This window comes from Opitutaceae bacterium TAV5 (genome assembly GCA_000242935.3).
Taxonomy (GTDB): Bacteria; Verrucomicrobiota; Verrucomicrobiia; order Opitutales; family Opitutaceae; genus Geminisphaera.
Window position 1 is genome coordinate 4610495 of sequence record CP007053.1, and the last position, 18195, is coordinate 4628689.

18 protein-coding genes are annotated in these 18195 nt (G+C 63.6%); 14 read left to right on the forward strand and 4 right to left on the reverse strand.

Features of this window, described 5'->3' with window-relative positions:
- The first annotated feature begins 110 nt into the window (after nucleotides 1-110).
- From OPIT5_19605 to OPIT5_19630, 6 genes are all read left to right on the forward strand, one after another.
- Nucleotides 111-203: a hypothetical protein gene (locus OPIT5_19605; protein ID AHF94535.1), complete on the forward strand. Its 93-nt coding sequence runs from the start codon at nucleotides 111-113 to the stop codon at nucleotides 201-203.
- A 2122-nt stretch (nucleotides 204-2325) separates the two neighbouring features.
- Nucleotides 2326-3225, forward strand: a complete 900-nt coding sequence (locus OPIT5_19610) for a HutZ protein (GenBank protein AHF92116.1) — start codon at nucleotides 2326-2328, stop codon at nucleotides 3223-3225.
- Nucleotides 3226-3286: 61 nt separating this feature from the next.
- The gene (locus OPIT5_19615) at nucleotides 3287-4246 is read left to right on the forward strand and encodes an ABC transporter substrate-binding protein (protein AHF92117.1); all 960 of its coding nucleotides are present in this window, start codon (nucleotides 3287-3289) and stop codon (nucleotides 4244-4246) included.
- Nucleotides 4247-4496: 250 nt separating this feature from the next.
- Complete coding sequence (locus OPIT5_19620) at nucleotides 4497-5579, forward strand: heme ABC transporter permease (GenBank protein AHF92118.1); 1083 nt, start codon at nucleotides 4497-4499, stop codon at nucleotides 5577-5579.
- A 125-nt stretch (nucleotides 5580-5704) separates the two neighbouring features.
- Nucleotides 5705-6469 carry a hemin ABC transporter ATP-binding protein gene (locus tag OPIT5_19625; GenBank protein AHF92119.1) on the forward strand — a complete coding sequence of 255 codons (765 nt, stop codon included), beginning with the start codon at nucleotides 5705-5707 and terminating at the stop codon, nucleotides 6467-6469.
- Nucleotides 6470-6634: 165 nt separating this feature from the next.
- Complete coding sequence (locus OPIT5_19630; protein AHF92120.1) at nucleotides 6635-8245, forward strand: radical SAM protein; 1611 nt, start codon at nucleotides 6635-6637, stop codon at nucleotides 8243-8245.
- Nucleotides 8246-8263: 18 nt separating this feature from the next.
- Here the strand turns inward: OPIT5_19630 and OPIT5_19635 are convergent, their stop codons facing one another.
- A complete protein-coding gene (locus OPIT5_19635) occupies nucleotides 8264-8770 on the reverse strand; it encodes a deacylase (GenBank protein AHF92121.1) in 507 nt (168 codons plus the stop codon).
- A 174-nt stretch (nucleotides 8771-8944) separates the two neighbouring features.
- On the opposite strand from OPIT5_19635, the gene OPIT5_19640 reads away from it, so the two are divergent.
- The 5 genes from OPIT5_19640 (at nucleotide 8945) to OPIT5_19660 (ending at nucleotide 11812) form a co-directional block, all read left to right on the forward strand.
- The gene (locus OPIT5_19640) at nucleotides 8945-9655 is read left to right on the forward strand and encodes a ribosomal 5S rRNA E-loop binding protein Ctc/L25/TL5 (GenBank protein AHF92122.1); all 711 of its coding nucleotides are present in this window, start codon (nucleotides 8945-8947) and stop codon (nucleotides 9653-9655) included.
- Between the two features lie 81 nt (nucleotides 9656-9736).
- Nucleotides 9737-10321 (forward strand): aminoacyl-tRNA hydrolase, encoded by a 585-nt coding sequence (locus OPIT5_19645; GenBank protein AHF92123.1) that lies wholly within the window; start codon nucleotides 9737-9739, stop codon nucleotides 10319-10321.
- Nucleotides 10318-10614: a 30S ribosomal protein S6 gene (locus OPIT5_19650; GenBank protein ID AHF92124.1), complete on the forward strand. Its 297-nt coding sequence runs from the start codon at nucleotides 10318-10320 to the stop codon at nucleotides 10612-10614. Before OPIT5_19645 ends, OPIT5_19650 begins: the two co-directional genes overlap by 4 nt.
- Nucleotides 10615-10712: 98 nt before the next feature.
- Nucleotides 10713-11216, forward strand: coding sequence for a single-stranded DNA-binding protein (locus tag OPIT5_19655; protein AHF92125.1), 504 nt, complete (start codon nucleotides 10713-10715; stop codon nucleotides 11214-11216).
- Nucleotides 11217-11272: 56 nt separating this feature from the next.
- Nucleotides 11273-11812 carry a 50S ribosomal protein L9 gene (locus tag OPIT5_19660; GenBank protein ID AHF92126.1) on the forward strand — a complete coding sequence of 180 codons (540 nt, stop codon included), beginning with the start codon at nucleotides 11273-11275 and terminating at the stop codon, nucleotides 11810-11812.
- Between the two features lie 115 nt (nucleotides 11813-11927).
- Here the strand turns inward: OPIT5_19660 and OPIT5_19665 are convergent, their stop codons facing one another.
- Together OPIT5_19665 and OPIT5_19670 are read right to left on the reverse strand one after the other, a co-directional pair.
- Nucleotides 11928-13280: a beta-glucosidase gene (locus tag OPIT5_19665; protein ID AHF92127.1), complete on the reverse strand. Its 1353-nt coding sequence runs from the start codon at nucleotides 13278-13280 to the stop codon at nucleotides 11928-11930.
- Between the two features lie 240 nt (nucleotides 13281-13520).
- Complete coding sequence (locus OPIT5_19670; GenBank protein AHF92128.1) at nucleotides 13521-14057, reverse strand: diguanylate cyclase; 537 nt, start codon at nucleotides 14055-14057, stop codon at nucleotides 13521-13523.
- Nucleotides 14058-14229: 172 nt separating this feature from the next.
- Here OPIT5_19670 and OPIT5_19675 point away from each other — a divergent pair, with 172 nt between their 5' ends.
- Both OPIT5_19675 and OPIT5_19680 read left to right on the forward strand, forming a co-directional pair.
- A complete protein-coding gene (locus OPIT5_19675; protein ID AHF92129.1) occupies nucleotides 14230-15273 on the forward strand; it encodes a GTPase in 1044 nt (347 codons plus the stop codon).
- 23 nt (nucleotides 15274-15296) lie between these two features.
- Complete coding sequence (locus OPIT5_19680; protein ID AHF92130.1) at nucleotides 15297-15614, forward strand: L-rhamnose mutarotase; 318 nt, start codon at nucleotides 15297-15299, stop codon at nucleotides 15612-15614.
- Here the strand turns inward: OPIT5_19680 and OPIT5_19685 are convergent.
- On the reverse strand, nucleotides 15599-16561 hold the full coding sequence (locus OPIT5_19685) for a LysR family transcriptional regulator (GenBank protein ID AHF92131.1): 963 nt from the start codon (nucleotides 16559-16561) through the stop codon (nucleotides 15599-15601). The genes OPIT5_19680 and OPIT5_19685 overlap by 16 nt on opposite strands.
- 157 nt (nucleotides 16562-16718) lie before the next feature.
- On the opposite strand from OPIT5_19685, the gene OPIT5_19690 reads away from it, so the two are divergent.
- On the forward strand, nucleotides 16719-18137 hold the full coding sequence (locus OPIT5_19690) for an isopropylmalate isomerase (protein AHF92132.1): 1419 nt from the start codon (nucleotides 16719-16721) through the stop codon (nucleotides 18135-18137).
- Nucleotides 18138-18195: the final 58 nt, after the last annotated feature.

Below are 18195 nucleotides of genomic sequence, written 5' to 3' on the forward strand. Positions count from 1 at the left end.
TTCTCCCAATATAAATGAAAATGGAGGGACATTGGGTATTGTGGATGATACGCCGGTTGACAATCTCGCGACGGTCGTTTTCCAGATAGAAATCGGCGAGGCATGGACCTATGATTTTTTTGATCATGTCTTGCCGGAGCTTACTTATACCATCGAAGGAGATGATTCAGTTTATCATCTGGAGGCAACATATGCATCAGTAATAAGCAAGGTTGATAACGGTACTGTTACCATGCCGAGTGGAGAGGAGCAAGTCTATATAAATAATTATTTGCTACAGTGGGACTTTGGTGCTGTCACAGGGGTTGTTGCGTCATTTTCCATTAATTTTACCGGTGTTCAGCATGCACAACTATATGCGATGCAACTTGATCAAAGTGACATCTATGCGTCGGTAGCGGCCGTTCCCGAACCAGCCACTTTCTCTTATGTTGCCGGGTGCTTGGTTCTGCTTGGTGGCATGTGGCGGTACCGGAGACTATCATATTCCTGATCGCTATGGGTAACGTTCCATAATCTCGTTGGAAGGATTTTGCATGCAATCGCATGTCTCTTTCGGAGCATCACTCCCATTTTTGGGAATACTCCATAATCATAAATCGGAAGAATACTATGAAGTCATCAATAACAAAACTTGCAGCGATCGCTGCTTCATTGACATGCGCCTCGCTGGCCTATTCGGCCACGGGCGGCGATCACTTCCTCGCCCTCAACCTAGGGGCGGGGTCTACTTACGACGTGTGGACAGACCTGAGCACAACTGGTGTAGGCTTTGCTACAGGCTTCCCCGGCTCAGCCGCTTGGCCGAATGGAGTCGCCTCCCAAGGCAGCAGTACTGGCACCGCTGAATTGCTCAAGGTTAGCAACGGCACCGGTGGTGGGCCTTATCCCGCCAGTGGTTCGATCTACTTTGGTGGTTTTTCCGGAGATGTTAACAATGAGGGAGGGACTCTGGCTGTCACCTCTACGGCGATAGATGATTTGTCTAATGTCGTATTCCAAATCGAGATCGGTGAGGCTTGGACCTATGATTTCTTTAATCATGAGTTGCCCGCATTGATTTATTATGTGCAGGGCGATAGCACAGCTTACACTCTGACGGCAAGCTATAGTGCAGTCATTTATCAGCAGTATAATGGTACTGTTACTATGCCTTCAGGCGAAGAGTCGCTTTATAATAATACATATCTTCTTCAGTGGGATTTTAGCGACATCGAAAATGTGGAGTCGTTCAATATTTCGTTTACTGGTGTACAGCATTCTCAGCTTTACGCGTTACAGCTTGATCAAGGCACAGTATTTTCTGCCATTCCCGAGCCTTCGACTTGGGCGGCAGTCTTGGGATTTATAGTTTTGACGAGCACAATTGTTCGTCGGCGCTGGAATCGTTAGTTTACACTTGGTTTTTACTTCTGAATCGAATACTTATGAACTTAAATTGTATTTATAGAAATGTGGCTTTTATGCTCTCATGCGCAGGGGTTGTAGTTGCTACGAATGGCACAGCTCCTGCCATCCAGGCCGCTACGTATACTGTGGGAGCCAGCCAAAACACCATGGCCTATGAATTCTTGACTGGTTGGGTATTTTATGACTTGTACCCGGATTTTATAGCTCCTACCAATACAGGAGTTGCATCTCCGCACAGCATGAATGCATATATCCAATATGATCTTTCATCTGTTTCTGCGATAGATGCAGCTTCAGTCTCAAGCGCGACGCTTCGCTTGTATGTATTGGATAATTCTGCCATCGGGTTTGGCTTGAACCCATCGGAGGAATATCCGGTCGCAATCGATTTCTATACGCTTACGGCTGGCTGGGATCAAACAACACTTACTTGGAGCAATCAGCCTGCTCCGGACTCGCTTGTCGCTTCGATATCAGATATTTCCAGCGTTGGATACTGGCTGGAGATTGACGTTACCTCGACAGTCAAGGAATGGCTTGATGGTAGCTTGGCGAATTACGGACTGTTATTGACCCAGTCCGAGTCGGTTCGTGACGCAACGAATACGGCAATTTTCCCGGCACTTGCAGCGAACAGGAACCCGGATGAGTCAATACGGCCTCAATTGGTTATCACGACTGCAATTCCGGAACCCTCTACCTATGCTGGCCTCTTTGCTCTATTGGCGCTGTCCGCAGGCCTGCTTCGCGGTCGCCGCAAAGCCTGATTTCCACATCTGAAAACGAACTTTCACATATAAAGCATTGATTCAGAGGAGCGGCTGCAGCCGCTCCTCTTTTCCCGTTTCCATCGACCCATATCAGCGTGATCACGCTCATATAACCGTATCACCAGTAACTTCCCATACGACTCGCATGACCACCACTGCCACCGCTCCCCATCCTTCCGCCGAACCTTTTTTCAAGCCCGAGCATCTCGACCGCATCCTCGGGCACATGAACGAGGATCACGCCAGCGCCAACCTCGGCTATGTCCGTCATTACGGCAATCTGCCCGAGGCCATCGCCGCCACTCTGACCGGCATCGACCAGAACGGCATCTACCTCGACGCCACGCTTCCCTCCGGCGAGGTGCGGGCGATCTTTATCGGTTTTGCCAAACCGCTTTCCAGCCCGGCCGATGCCCATCCGGTGCTCGTTGACATGGCTATCGCTGCGGCCACTGCGCTCGGTGCCGCCGTGCCGCAGGTTCCCGGGCACACGGCCGGCACCGCGCATGCCTCCGCGCCCGTTCGGCCTGCAGGCGGCGATGCGTTCGGGCGCGCCCGTGAAGCCGCCGCCTTTCTCCGCGAGAATTTCAGGACCGTCATCCTCGGCACCGTTTCTGCCGAAGGCGAACCGGATGCCTCCGTCGCCCCGGCGGTTTTTGTGGATGGCTCGTTCTACGTCTATATCAGCGGCCTCTCGCACCATACGCACAACATCCGCGCCACGAAGCGCGCCAGCGTGTTCCTGATCGAGGACGAATCCTCCGCCCGCCAGCTTCTCGCCCGCCGCCGCCTGACGTTTGCCAGTTCGGCCGCTCCCGTGACTCGCGATGCCGGACGTTTCACCGAAATCCTCCCGATCCTGAAAGAAAAGTTCGGTCCGGTGATGGAGCACCTCGAAACCATGGTGGATTTCGAACTCTTCCAGCTCACTCCGGAGCGCGGCCGGCTCGTCGCCGGGTTCGGCCAGGCATACGAGGTCAATCCGGCCGACTGGACCCAACTCAGCCATGTCAATGACGTGGGGCACGCGGTCAGGAAAGGCTGACCGCCAACAACCGGATGCCAGATCATCCGCAAAACGTATTTATAATCCAATGACATCATTCATGCTCAATTCGCTTTGCCGCCTCCGGCTTCCCTTGGCCTTGCTGGCGGCTTTCTGTGTGTCGGCCTTTACGTTTCCGGCAACGGCCGAAGCCGCTCGCATCGTCACGCTCGGCGGCGCGGTCACGGAGACCGTTTATGCGCTCGGCGCCGGTGACGAGGTCGTGGCGCGCGATACTTCCAGCGTGTTCCCGAAAGAAGCGCAGGCGCTGCCGGACGTCGGCTACTTCCGCACGATCGGCGCGGAAGGCGTGCTCTCGCAAAATCCGACCCTGATCGTGGCCGCCCGCGGCACGGGGCCGGAGAGCCAGGTCGCGATTCTGGAAAAATCCGGGATCACGTTCCTGCACGTCGATTCCCGGCCTTCGGCCGAGGCGGCGGTCGAGATGATCTCGCAGATCGGCAACGCGCTGCACCGGGAGGAGCAGGCGGCCAAGGTCGCCGCCGCTCTCCGCGAAAAAATCGACGCCGTGCAAAAACGCGCCGCTGCGGCCGGCCGCACGCCCAAGGTCGCCTTTCTCCTCGGCGCGAGCGATTCCACCGCCCAGGCGGCGGGGCAGGGGACGGCGGCCGACGCGCTCATCACCCTGGCCGGCGGGCAGAATGTTTTTGCCGATGTGCAAAACTACAAGTCGGTGAGCCCGGAGGCGCTGATTGCCCGCGATCCGGATATCGTGCTCTACGGCGTCAATCCGGCCGCGGCCGCTCATCCCAAACCGGACTGGCTCGGGCAAACGCGCGCGGGCCGCGAGGGGCGCGTGCATGCGCTCGACCTCGGTTATCATCTCGTTTTCGGCCCGCGCCTCGGCGACGCGGCGGCGGAAATCTCGCAGCTCTTTTTCCCGACGACGGAAGCCGCTGCTTCAAAAACGGCCGCGACTGCCGCGAGCGCCGCGAAAGCCGGCACGGAGCCCGGAACCGGCGGCGTCCTGCGGTGCCCGGTGACAGGCCGCACGCTCTGAACCAACCGGAAGAGATGCCCATAAAACATGCCAGAAAAACCGGCGCGGCTGCGCCGCAGGCGGAGGAATGGCCGCAAAAGGGCGCAAAGATCATTCTGTCCGTCGTAAATCTCCCGCGCGCTTATAAGCGCGATGGAGGGTTCCATGCGCGTCAGGATTTTTGCGCCCTTTCGCGGCTAACCGGATCGGAATCCATGGCTCCGGATTGCCGGGGAAATCCATACTTTTCTGTATCACCTTGCAAAATACAGTGACACCTCCCCTGGCTGTTCGCAGCGAAAGCCCGGCGGCCTCGTCGCCGGACCCGGCCGTGTTTCGCCGGATTTTTCTCGTGGCGGGTCTGGTGCTGGTGGTGGCGCTGTTTTTGCTCTCGCTGCGGCTCGGCGCGGTGGAGATTTCGCTTTCACGGATTTTTGACGCGCTGCTGCGCACCGGCGAGCCGTTGTCCGGCACCGAGCGCACGGTGATCTGGCAAATCCGCCTGCCGCGGGCGGTCGGCGGGCTGGCCATCGGGGCGATCCTCGGCGTCTGTGGCGCGGCAATGCAGGGGCTGTTTCGCAATCCGCTGGCCGACCCCGGACTCATCGGCGTGACCAGCGGCGCCTCGCTCGGGAGCGTGCTTTACCTGAAACTCGCCGCCGGGCTGCTCGCCGGGTTTTCCGCCGCGTTCGGGCTGTTCGCCCTGCCGGTCTGCGCGCTGGCGGGCGGCCTCGCCGTGACCTGGCTGATGCACCGCGCCGCCGTGGTCGAGGGGCGCACGGTCGTGGGCCTGATGCTGCTGGCGGGCATCGCCATCAACGCCCTCGGCGGCGCGGTCATCGGGCTGGTGCTGTTTTTTTCCGACGACGACCAGCTCCGCCAGTTCACGTTCTGGACGCTCGGCAACCTCGGCCACGTGAGCTGGCCCAAGCTCGCCGCCGCCGCGCCCCTGCTGCTCGGGGCGCTCTGGCTGGTGATGCGCCAGTCGCGGACGCTCAATGCGCTGCTGCTCGGCGAGACGGAGGCCGGGCACCTCGGGGTGGACCTGCAACGCACCAAGCGTATCCTGATTTTCGCGACAGCGGCCGGCGTGGGCGCGGGCGTCTCGGTGGCGGGCGGCCTCGGCTTCATCGGGCTGATCGTGCCGCATCTGGTGCGCGGGATCATCGGGCCGGATCACCGCGGCGTGATGCCGGCCTCGGCGATTTTCGGCGGCGCGCTGCTCCTCGCGGCCGACACCCTGGCGCGCACCCTGGCCGCTCCCGCCGAGCTGCCCGTGGGCGTGATCACGGCCGCGATCGGCGCGCCGGTGTTTTTCAGCCTCTTGCGCAACCGCCGGCAGGCGGCGGGCTGAAAAAACTGAAAAGCCGAACACGGAAAGCTGAAATGAAACAAGGACTACAGGAGCCGGAATACAGGCGGGAGGAGGATTCCGGCGGCGGTCATGCGTCGGTCGATCTCGTCGCGGCTGCCGCCACCGTGCGTCGCGGCGGGCGGGCGATTCTCGACAATGTCAGCTGCGCGATCCGCCGCGGCCGGCTCACGGCGATTCTCGGGCCCAACGGCGCCGGCAAGAGCACGCTGCTGCGTGTGCTCTCGGCCGAACTCGCGCCCGACGCGGGCGAGGCCTCGCTCGACGGACGGCCGCTGCGCACCTGGAAGGCGATCGAGCTGGCGCGGCGGCGCGCGGTGCTGCCGCAGGAGTCGTTGCTGAGTTTTCCGTTCCGGGTGCGCGAAGTCGTGCTGCTCGGCCGGATGCCGCATTCGCCGAACGGCGAGACGGCGCGTGATCACGACATCGCGCGCGAGGCACTGGCGCGGGTGGACATGGCGCATGCGGGCGATCGCACCTACACGACGCTTTCCGGCGGCGAAAAACAGCGTGTCCATCTCGCCCGGGCCCTGGCGCAGATCTGGGAGGACACGGGCGAGCCACGCACCTTGCTGCTCGACGAGCCCACCTCGAACCTCGACCCCTCGCACCAGCACGCCACGCTCGCCCTCGCCCGCGGGCTGGCGGATGACGGCGTCACGGTGGTGGCGATCCTGCACGACCTCAATCTCGCCCTGGCCTATGCCGACGACGTGCTCGTGATCCGGGCCGGCCGGGTGGCGGCGGCGGGACCGGTCGAGGCCACGCTGACACCGGAACTGGTGAGCGGGGTTTTTAACATCAACGCGCGCCAGATCACCCTGCCGGGTTGTCCGCCGCATTTCATCCTCGGCCCGGGAGCCGTGTCATGAAAGTCCGGTTACGGCCGTATTTCGTGGCACGGGTATCTTGCCCGTGGCCGGCGCGAAGCGTCGCCCTCCGGAACACGGGCTGGAAGCCCGTGCCACGCGAAGAGGCAACGCCCATGGGCTGGAAGCCCATGCCACTTCAGCGCCTCCTTTTCCCTTCCCTCGACCATGACCACGACGACCTCCCCCGATCTCGACCGTTATTTTGCCCGCACGGGCGTTGATCCGCTGACCGGAGCATTTGACGCGCCGGAGTTGCCGCGCCACCGCGCGGAAAAGAAACCGGAGCCCCCGGCCACGCCGCCGGAGGTCGATCCGGTGGCCGCGATGAAGGCGGCGATGCCCGCGCATGCGATCCGGATTTTTGATGCGTTGCAGGCAGCGAAAGACGATCCGGCGGCCCGTGCCGCCATCGAGGCCACGCTGCCGCCGCATGCGCTCCGCGCGCTCGCTTCGCTGGAAAAGGCAATCGCCGAACAGAAGGAAAAAAACCGTCCTCGCACCGGTCCGGGCATCGGCGTTTCGCCGTCCGCGCTGGCATGGCGCGAGGTGGTGGCGACGACGGCGCGCCCGCAGGCGGCGAACCGGCCGGTGGCCGTGTACGCGCATTTCCCGTTTTGCGCCGCACGCTGCGTGTTTTGCCCCTTTTACCGCTACGCCGATCCGGCGGACTGGCGTCCGTACCGCGACGCGCTGCTGTGCGAGATCGATCTCGCCGCCGCTCCGCTGGCCGGGCTGCCGGACCGTCCGCCGGTGCAGGCGGTTTATTTTGGCGGCGGCACGCCGGGCGACCTGCCGGCGGAGGCGCTGGCGGCGGCGATCCTGCGCATACGCCAGAAATTTCCGGTAACGGCGGACGCCGAGATCACGGTGGAGGGGCGGCCATCGACCTTCGATGCGGAAAAAATCGCCGCCTGCCGCGCGGCCGGCGCCACGCGGTTTTCACTCGGAGTGCAAACCTTCGACGGCGACGTGCGCCGGGCGATGGGGCGTCGGCTCGACGCGGGGCCGCTGCTCGACCGGTTGCGCGAGATCGGCGCGGCGGCGGGTGAGGCTCCGGTCATCGTGGATCTCATCTACGGATTGCCCGGCCAGACGGATGCCGGCTGGGAACACGATCTCGAAACCGCCATCGCGGAACAATCCGTGGCCGGGCTCGATCTCTACCGGCTGAAGGTTTTCCCCGGCAGTCCGCTGGCCCGTCTGGCGGAGGCGGGGCGGGCCGCGCCGGCCGACGAGGCGGTGATGGCGCGGCGGTTTGCCCGGGGGGTGGAGCGATTGCGGATCGCCGGCTGGCGACGGCTGTCGCGCTGGCACTGGGCGCGGCCGGGTGCGCGGGAACGGAGCGTCTACAACCGGCTCGCCAAGGGCGCGGGCGATATCGTGCCGCTCGGGTGCGGGGCGGGCGGCCGCTGGGGCGGTCATGGTTTCGTGAATACGCCGGGTCTCGACGCCTGGTTTGCCGCCGTGAAGGCCGGCGAAAAAAACTGCCTGGGCCGGAGCGCGACGCCCGACGCGGCGTGGGAAGAAATCCTCTCCGCGCAGATCGAGGCGTGCGTGCTCGTCCCGGCCGCCTGGTCCGGTGTGAGCGCCGCGGCGCTCGCTTCGGCGGAGCGGCTGTTCGTCCAGTGGAGCGAGGCCGGCCTGCTGGAGAAGCCTGCCGCGGGCGACTCGTCCGGCGGCGGCGAAAGGTGGAGCCTCACGGTGGCCGGCCAATACTGGAGCGACCGGTTGCTGCACGCCTTGCAGGCGGTGCTCGGCCAACCGGATCGCGCCTGATTCCCCGCCGCCGGGCTGTTACCTCCCGCCCAGCGGCACCGTACAGCCCAGCGTGAGCATTTCGGTCCCCGGATTGGTGGAGGCCGTGCTTGCGTTGGAAATATGGGAGAGGCGCAGGGTGAGCCGGACGTTGCCGGAGAAACGGTAGCCGCATTCGACAAAACTGAGCACCTCGAAATGGCTGCCGAGGTCCTTGCCGTCGCCCTGCTCATAATAGCCGGCCCCGATGCCCACGCCGGCGAACCATGGCCGGTCGTTTTTCTCCAGCGTCCAGACGAGGCCGGCGCCCAGGTACCAGGCGTCGTCGGTGGTCAGGAAGCCGCCGATCCACGGTTTCAGATCGAAAAATACGGGAGCGAACCGGGCTTCTGCCGTAAAGACCGTCGTCTGCCGGGAATCAAAAATTTCCATGCTTCCCGCGCCGACCGTCACGGATTCGGGCGCGATCCCGCCGAAACAGGAAGCGGCGCCGGAAACGAGCAGGAAGAAGCCGGGGAGAACGATGCGGGGGCGAAACCATTTCATATCGCAAAAGTCGGGAAAAAAAGGTCGATGGTCTCCTGTCGGGGTCTGGCGTCAATCTCTCCCTCTCATGCGGTGAAAAAGTTTTGGTTGCCAAGACGGTCCGGTCCCGGTTGCATCCGCCCCTTTTCCACTACGCCTGCCTCCAATTCCGGAGGGACAGGGGGAACGAAAACCATGAGCAAAGAACAACACATCCTCACCGTCACGCCCCGTGCGCAGACAGGCCGATCGGCCTCCCGCCGCGTCCGCAAGGCCAACCAGATCCCGGCGATCCTCTACGGAAAGCATACCAGTCCCCAGACGCTCGCCGTCGACGCTCCCGAGTTCACCCGACTCCTCAAGTCCTTGGCCGGCCGCTCGTTGATCATCGAGCTGGTCCGCAAGGACCAGGGCGAAAAGGCGCTCTCCTTCCTCCAGGAAGTCCAGCGCGACCCCATCACCGACCGCTTCCTTCACGTTGACCTTCAGGAAGTGAAGGCCGACGAGAAGATGGACATCAACGTCCCTGTCACCCTCACGGGCGAGTCGTTCGGCGTCAAGAACCAGAACGGCGTGCTCGACATCAACGCCCACACCCTGCGCGTGCGCTGCCTGCCCAAGGACCTGCCTCCGCACATCGAGGTGGACGTCACCGAGCTCAAGGCCGGCGAATCCATCAAGGTGGGCAACATCAAGGCCCCCGCCGGCGTCGAGCTGCGCGATCTTCCGGGTCACGTCATCGTTTCCTGCCAGGTGGTCGAGGAAGAAGTCGCCGCCACCCCTGCTCCCGGAGCCGCCGCAGCAGCCGCTGCCGCTCCTGCTGCCGGAGCCAAGGCACCCGCCGCCGCGGCCGCCGCTCCCGCGGCTGGAGCCAAGGCCCCGGCCGCCGCGCCCGCCAAGAAATAATCCATCCGCCGCCCCGGCGACGCGCCGCGTTTCCCTGCAACGGGAAGCCCGCCATCGCCGGCCGCGACGACGTTCTTTGTCATGTCCATCACGCTTGTCGCCGGCCTCGGAAATCCGGGCCGCGACTACGAATCCACCCGCCACAACATCGGCTGGATCGTGGTCGAGGCGCTCGCCCGCCAGACCGGTCTCTCCTGGGAGAAGCGCCGTTCGGCCGAGGCGGAGGTGGCCCGTTGGGACCCCGTCCCCGGACGCACCGTCCTCCTCGCCAAACCGCTCACTTACATGAACGACAGCGGGCGCGCTGTGCAGGCGCTCACGGGGTTTTTCAAAATCCCCGCCAGCGCCGTCATCGCGGTGTACGACGACCTCACGATCGACCTCGGTCTCGTAAAAGTCAGCGTCACCGGCAGTGCCGGCGGCCACAACGGCGTGGCCAGCTTGCTCCAGTGCCTCGGCGACGGTTTTGTCCGCTACCGCCTCGGCATCGGCCCGAAGCTTCCGCGCGAAATGGACCTGAAGGACTTCGTCCTCGGCAGATTCACACCTGAACAGACAACACTCCTCGAACAAAATCTCGAACGCTACGTATCCGGCCTCCGGCTCCTCATCGACGAGGGGCCCGACCGGGCCATGAACATTCTGAACCGCAGAGCCATCACATGAGCACCAACACCCGCAACTACCGCGCGACTTTCATTCTCGATAACCGCGGCACCGAAGACACCATCGAAAAACTGATCGAAGGCGTCAAAACCGAGATCGCCGCCGTCGAAGGCCAGGTCACCGCCATCGAAGACCTTGGCCTCAAGGACTTCATCCGCGTCACCAATCCGAAGCTGGTTTCCGGCCACTACGTGCAGGTCAGCTTCACCTCGCCCGCCAGCGCCCCCGCCGCCCTCAAGGAACGGCTCCGCCTCAACCGCAGCGTCTATCGCACTTTTATCGAAAACAACTAACCCGCGCGGAATTTCGTCGCCGCCCGCGCGCAGGCACGGCGCCTGTCGCCGTCCGCAAGCGGGCCTCACGGCCTCCGCCCCAGCATCCACAGAACACCATGGCCGGTTTCAATAAAGTCATCCTCCTCGGCAACCTCACGCGCGATCCCGAATTGCGGGTCACGCCGCGGGGCACGCCCATCTGCCAGTTCGGCCTCGCCGTCAGCCGCCAGTTCAAGGACGAATCGGGACAGACCCGCGAGGAAGCCAACTTTTTTGATATCGAAGCCTGGGGCAAGCAGGGCGAAGTCATCTCCAAGTATCTGACCAAGGGCCGGTCCGTCCTCGTCGAGGGCCGGCTCAAGTTCGATCAGTGGGAGGACAAGACCTCCGGGCAGAAGCGCAGCAAGATCAAGGTCGTGCTGGAGAGCTTCCAGTTTGTCGGCGGCCGCGAAGGCGGTCCTGGCGGCGGCGGCGCTCCCGCCGGCTCGTCCGGCGGAGACGATTATGGCGTGGACCAGACGGTCGAGCGTCACTCGCCCCCGCCGCGCGCCCCGTCCCGTTCCACGCCGCCTCCGGCCGCACCCGCCGCCGATATCGCTGACGACGACGTTCCCTTCTGAACAACCCGCCAGTTACGAACCGTTCAACTTAAACAAATCCAACAAAAGACACTCCCATGGCATACAGTGAAGTATTGCTCCTCAAGCCGGTCGAAAACCTCGGATCCGAGGGCGACCAGGTCAAAGTCCGCGCCGGTTACGCCCGCAATTTCCTGCTTCCGCAGAAATACGCCGTCGCCCTCAATCTTGCCAACCGCAAGCACGTCGATGCGCTCCGCAAGCGCCGCGCCGAGCGCGAGGCCAGCGAACTTGCCGGCGCGCAGGAACTCGGCAAGCGGATCGAGAAGACCGCCATCGCCTTTGCGGTGAAGACCGGCGAAGGCGGCAAGATGTTCGGCGCGATCACCGCCGTCGACCTGCACCAGAAGCTGGTCGAGGCCGGCATCGAGATCGACCGCCGCAAGATCCACCTCTTCACTCCGGTGAAGACCCTCGGCAAGCACGAGGTGAAGATCAAGCTGCACCACGACGTGACCGTCGAACTCGGTTTCGATGTCGTTTCGGAGAATCCGATCGTCGAGGAGCAGCCCGCCGCCGAGGAAGCTCCGAAGCCGAAGCGCGTGAGCAAGTCGAAGAAAGCCGCCGGCGCGGAGTAAGACGCCAGTCCGTTTTTCAGCAAACCGCCGCAGAGGGCCCGTGCCGCCTGCGGCGGTTTTTTTGTGCACGGGAGCGGCAGGAATGCCGCCGCTCCTTCGGAACGCTCTTTCGGTATCACACGATCCGGTTCTCCGCCATGACGCGGCTGTACCAGAGGGCGCTGGTCTTCGGCGTGCGTTTCTGTGTCTTGAAATCGCAGTACACGACGCCGAAACGGCGGTTGTAGCCATCCTGCCACTCGAAGTTGTCCATGAACGACCAGAGGAAATAACCCTTCAGCGGCACGCCGTCGCCGATGGCGCGGTGGACTTCCTTCAGGTAATTGCGCACGAGATCGCGGCGGTGGAGATCATGCACCTCGCCCTTGACCGGCGGGAGGTCGTCGTAGCCGGCGCCGTTTTCGGTGATATAGATCGAGCTGGCGCCGTAGATTTCGGCGGCGTGACGCGGGCCCCAGTAGATCGCCTGGGGCGTGTGCGCGAGCCAGGGGGCATCGGCGCGCGGGTAGCTGGCGGGGTAGGGGAGCGCTTCCGGCTTGCCGCCTTTTCCGGCCCGCACGAAGTAGCCGGTGTAGATGTTTTGCCCGAGAAAATCGGTGGGCAGGGAGATGAGATCGAAGTCCTTTTTCTGATACTTCGCGGCATTCTTGCCGGTGATGCGGCGGTAGGTGGCGGAGTAGTGGCCGCGGTAGATGGGATCGAGGACGCGGATGTTGTCCGCGACAAAGGCGGTGCGGGCGGCGGCGATGTCGCGGTCGGTCTCGGTGACGGGGACGGGCACGGAGGAGTTGTCGGTGAGGCCGACCCGGGCGCCGCGTCCGCCATGCTCGCGGACGGCCCGCACGCCGTGGCCGTGGGCGAGGAGCGCGGTGTGGTAGGTCTGGTTGACGACCGCCTCGCTTTCCTTCTTGCCGGGCGCCTTCTCGCCGATGCCGTAGGCGAGCCGGGTGAAACAGAGAATTTCGTTGAGCGTGATCCAGTGTTTCACGCGACTGCCGAGCGCCTTGACGAGGGTGTCGGCGTAGGTGGCGAAGGCGTCGGCGGTGGAGCGCACGCGCCAGCCGCCCTGGTCCTCGAGGGCTTGCGGCAGGTCCCAGTGGAACATCGTGACCCAAGGGGTGAGCCCGTGGTCGTGCATCGAGTCGAGGAGGCGCTTGTAGAAATCGAGCCCCTTCGGATTTACGGCGCCGGCGCCGGTCGGAAAGATGCGCGGCCAGGCGATGGAGAGGCGGTAGTGTTTCGCGCCGAGTTTCGCCATCAGCGCAAAGTCTTTTTTGTAGAGATGGTAGTGGTCGCAGGCGACGTCGAGGTTGTCGCCGTTGTGGATGGCGCCCGGCTGGCGTGCAAAGGTATCCCAGACGGACGGACCCTTGTTGTCTTCGAAGGCGGCGCCTTCAATCTGGGGAGCAGCGGCGGCGAAGCCCCAGACAAAGTTTTTCGGGAAGGAGAGCGGACGCGTTTTTATCATGGCGGGAGGGAATCAGGAACCACAAGAGGAGGTTCTGCGAAACACTTTTTAACCTGAAAACCGCGGCAGAGGGAACCGCTAAAGGGCGCTAACGGACGCTAAAACATAGCCGGGCAGGATGACCCGACGGATGTCTTTACCCGGCAGGTGAAGGGCCGGTCTCCTGATTCCCTGATCAATCTGTTCTCCTTTAGCGATTTTTAGCGTCCTTTAGCGGTTTCAGCTTCTGTATCCCGATGCTCAATTCTCCCGTCGGCAACGCGAGAGCAACATGGGCAGCGAAAGTTCGAAGGCGCGGAGCTGGGCGGGCGTGGTGCCGGGTTCGCGACGGAGCACTTCGAGGATGTCGCGGTGGGTTTTTTCCAGACCGCCGTGATCGTTGCTGAGCAGGCGGCGCACGATGCCGACAAGGCCGAGGATATCGCCGCGCGGGTTGCCGACGACCAGCTTCAGCGCCGTCACAAAAAACAGCTCGCCCCGGGCGTTGACCGTTTCCTGCACCTTGATGACGGGGCTGTGTGTCTCGAAAAGCCGCGTCTCGTCGAAGAAAAAACCCTCGGCCATTTCTTTCGGGAACAGGTCGAAATCGTTTTTCCCGAGCGTCTCTTCCTGGGTCCGGCCCAGATTTTCGAGATGAGCCCGGTTATTGTAGAGGAAGTTGCCTTTCGTGTCTTTGACGAAAATGAAATCGCGCACTTCATCGAGGATGGTGAGCAGGAGCTGGCCGCGCTGGTTGGCAAGCCAGGCGCCCAGGTTGGAGGTTTCGACCATGATCATGGGGACGAGGGGGTTAAGGGTTATCGGGAGAGCGTATTGCCGGGGAATGGCGAGACCGATCCTGGAACCGGGGGCGCAAATGTGAAGCGGTTTTATTCGTCGGGAGCAGGAAATCTTCCGGGCTTTCGGCGCGGCACTTGGCAAGGGCGGCGGTTTCTGCACGCTTCCGCCGATGTTTATCGACGAGTGTGTCATCAAGGTCAAAGCCGGCGACGGTGGTCGCGGGGCGGTCAGCTTCCGGCGCGAGAAGTACGAACCGTGGGGCGGCCCGAACGGTGGCGACGGAGGCAAGGGCGGCGACGTGGTCCTCCTCGGTGACGACGACACGAACAATCTCATCGACTACAAATACAAGCCGCACTGGAACGCGAAGGACGGCGAATACGGCCGCGGCAGCGATTGCAACGGCCACGAAGGCGCGTCCGCCATCCTCAGGATGCCGCTCGGCACCGTCGTGATCGACGAGGAAACGGGCGAGACGGTCGCGGAGGTGATCGAGGACGGCGAGCGCATCGTGCTCTGCAAGGGCGGCAACGGCGGGTGGGGCAACAACCACTTCAAATCCTCCACGAACCAGGCGCCGCGCCGCGCCAACGACGGCCAGCCCGGCGCGGGCGGCACGTACCGGCTCGTGCTCAAGTCCATCGCCGACATCGGTCTCGTCGGTTTCCCGAACGCCGGCAAATCCTCGCTGACCGGACGCATCACGAAGGCACGGCCGAAGACGGCTCCGTATCCCTTCACCACGCTGCATCCGCAGATCGGCGTGATCGAGTATGCGGATACATTCGACCGCCTGCTTATCGCCGATGTGCCCGGGCTGATCGCGGGCGCCAGCGAGAACCGCGGGCTCGGCCACCGTTTCCTGCGTCACATCGAACGCTGCACGCTCCTGATGTTTCTCATCGACATGGCGGGCACCGACGAGCGCGAACCCGGCGACGACTACGCCACGCTGCTCGCCGAGCTGAAGGCCTACGATCGCACGCTGCTGAAAAAACCGCGCATCGTCGTGGCCAACAAAATGGACATCGAAGGCGCGGCCGCCCACTGTGCAAAATTCCGGCGGCGCCACAAAATCAAACCCGTCGGCATCTCGTGCCTGACCGGCGACGGCATCGACGTCCTCCTGGCCGAACTGCGCCGTCAGGTGATCGCGCACGGCGGCCAGCCGCGCCGGATGTCGCGCTTGCGCGGAGAGCTGGCCAAGGGCTGAGTTTTCCGGCAAAGTCCGCGGCCATGATTCGCAAGGCTTTTGTCATGTCCGTGCATCCCGGCCAGGAGGCCGAATACGAGCGACGCCATTCGCCGATCTGGCCCGAGCTGGCGGCCACGCTCAGGGCGCACGGCGCTCGCCACTACTCGATCTTCCTGCACGCGGAGACGCGCCAGCTTTTCGGCTACGTGGAGATCGAGAGCGAGGAACGCTGGGCGGACGTGGCGCGCACGGACGTCTGCCGGCGCTGGTGGAAATCGATGCGCGAACTCATGCCTTCGAACGCGGACGACAGCCCCGTGTCGACGGAGTTGCGCGAGGTATTTCACCTCGAGGAATGACCGGGCGCGGCGGGAGGGGGCGGTTTTTCGCGTTCGCCGGGATGCCCGATATTGGCCGCGTCGAGAAACGCCGCCAGCGCCGGTTCGCTCTCCGCCGCCGCCCGCCAGCCGATGACGAGGCGGCTTTCGGGGGCCGGCCCGGCGAGCGGCCGGAAAACCACTTCGGGCGGAAGCTGGCGCGCCTCCGACGGGCACATGAACGTGGCGCCCATGCCGGCGCGCACGAGGCCGATCGCGTTGGAGCGCGGCCACACCTCCTCGACCACGCGCGGCGTCGTGTCCGCGCGCGAGAAGGCCGCGAGGATGCGATCGTAAAAACCGGCGTTGTGGGTGCGCGGGAACAGCACGAACGGCGTGTCCCCGAGGTCGCGCAGCCGCAGTTCCTCGCGCGCCCGCAGCGGATGTTCGGCCGGGAGCACCACGCCGTTGCGCTCGCGCAGCAGCAGGCGCGTGCGCACGCCGGGCGTGGCGGTGGCGTCGGGGTGGAAAAAACCGCAGGCGATCTCGCCCGCCTTGAGCGCGGCGAGCTGGGTGGCGGTGGGGGATTCGTTCAGTTCGAGCCGGATGCGCGGATGTTTTTTGTGAAACTCGCGCAAAATCCCCGGCAGCACCGTGGCCATCGCCAGTCCGGTGAAGCCCAGCCGCAGGTGTCCGGTCTCGCCTTCGGCCAGCGCCTGGAGTTCGCCGGGGACGAGCGAGAGCGAGCGCAGCAGCGGCTCGATCCGCTCGGCCAGCGCCTTGCCGGCGGCGGTCAGCTCCACGCGCCGGCGCGAACGCAGAAAAAGCGGGGCGTCGAGCGCCTGTTCCAGTTGCGCGATCTGCCGGCTGAGCGCGGGCTGGGCCACTGCCAGCGACTCGGCGGCCTTGCGAAAATGCAGCAACCGCGCCACTTCGCGGAAATAGACCAGATGGCGCAACTCGAACGGGAATTGATACTCGCGTGGCATCACCGGCGAGCAAACAAGTATTTCCCGGCAACGCAACGTTCTGGTAGGATCGTTCTCCTGTCAGTTGACCACGACGGCTTCGCCGCCGCCGAACGACCACTGTTACGACCAACACCGCGACCGCAACGACCGCACACACTCCCGATATCTGTTTCCTATGGCTAAATCACTGTTCCAGAAAGTCTGGGATGCGCACACCGTGCGCAACCTGGCCAACGGCCAGACCCAGCTCCTCATCGGCACGCACCTCATCCACGAGGTGACGAGCCCGCAGGCTTTCGGCATGCTGCGCGACCTCGGCCTCAAGGTCGTCATGCCGCACCGCACCTTTGCGACGGTCGATCACATCGTGCCGACCGACCAGCTCGTCGAGCCCTACGCCGACCCGCTGGCCCAGGCCATGATGGACGAGCTGCGGAAAAACTGCGCCGAGTTTGGCATCACTTTCTTCGACCGCGCCACGGGCAAGCAGGGCATCGTGCACATCGTCGGCCCCGAGCAGGGCATCACGCAGCCCGGCACGACGATCGCCTGCGGCGACTCGCACACCTCCACGCACGGCGCCTTCGGCGCGGTCGCCTTCGGCATCGGCACTACGCAGATCCGCGACATCCTCGCCACGCAGACCATGGCGCTCTCGCCGCTCAAGGTCCGCCGCATCGAGGTCAACGGAAAGCTCCGGCCCGGCGTCTACGCCAAGGACGTGATCCTGCACATCATCCGCACGCTCGGCGTCAACGGCGGCACCGGCTTCGCCTACGAATACGCCGGCACGACCTTCGACAACTTCTCGATGGAGGAGCGCATGACCGTGTGCAACATGTCCATCGAAGGCGGCGCCCGCGTCGGCTACGTCAATCCCGACGCCACCACGTTCGAGTACCTGAAGGGTCGTCCCTACTCGCCGAAAGGCGCCGCCTGGGAGGCCGCCGTCGAGCGCTGGAAGTCCTTCGCTTCCGATCCCGGTTGCAGCTACGACGACGTCGTCAGGATCGACGCCGCCGAGATCGCGCCGACCGTCACCTGGGGCATCAATCCCGGCCAGGGCATTGCAATCAACGAGACCATTCCCGATCCGGCAAAAGCGACCGCGGTCGACGAGAAAGCCTCCATCGAGGAAGCGCTCGCCTACATGAAGCTGACGCCCGGCGCCCCGATCAAGGGCACCGCGATCAACGTCGCCTTTCTCGGCTCCTGCACCAACGGCCGCCTTTCCGATTTCCAGGAAGTGGCGAAGTTCGTGAAGGGCAGGAAGGTCGCTCCCGGCGTCAAGGCCATCGCCGTCCCCGGTTCGCAGGGCGTGGGCATGATCTGCGAATCGCTCGGCATCGACAAGGTGCTGGTCGAGGCGGGCTTCGAATGGCGCGCCGCCGGCTGCTCGATGTGCCTGGCGATGAACCCCGACAAGCTCATCGGCGACCAGCTTTGCGCGTCGTCTTCCAACCGCAACTTCAAGGGCCGCCAGGGCAGCATCACCGGCCGCACGATCCTCATGAGCCCGCTCATGGTCGCCGCCGCCGCCATCACCGGCAAGGTCAGCGACGCCCGCGAGGTTTTCGAGGTCGCCAGCAACTGAAACCCGCAAACAGGATCGACCACGGATTACACGGATTTTCACGGATACAGAGAATGAA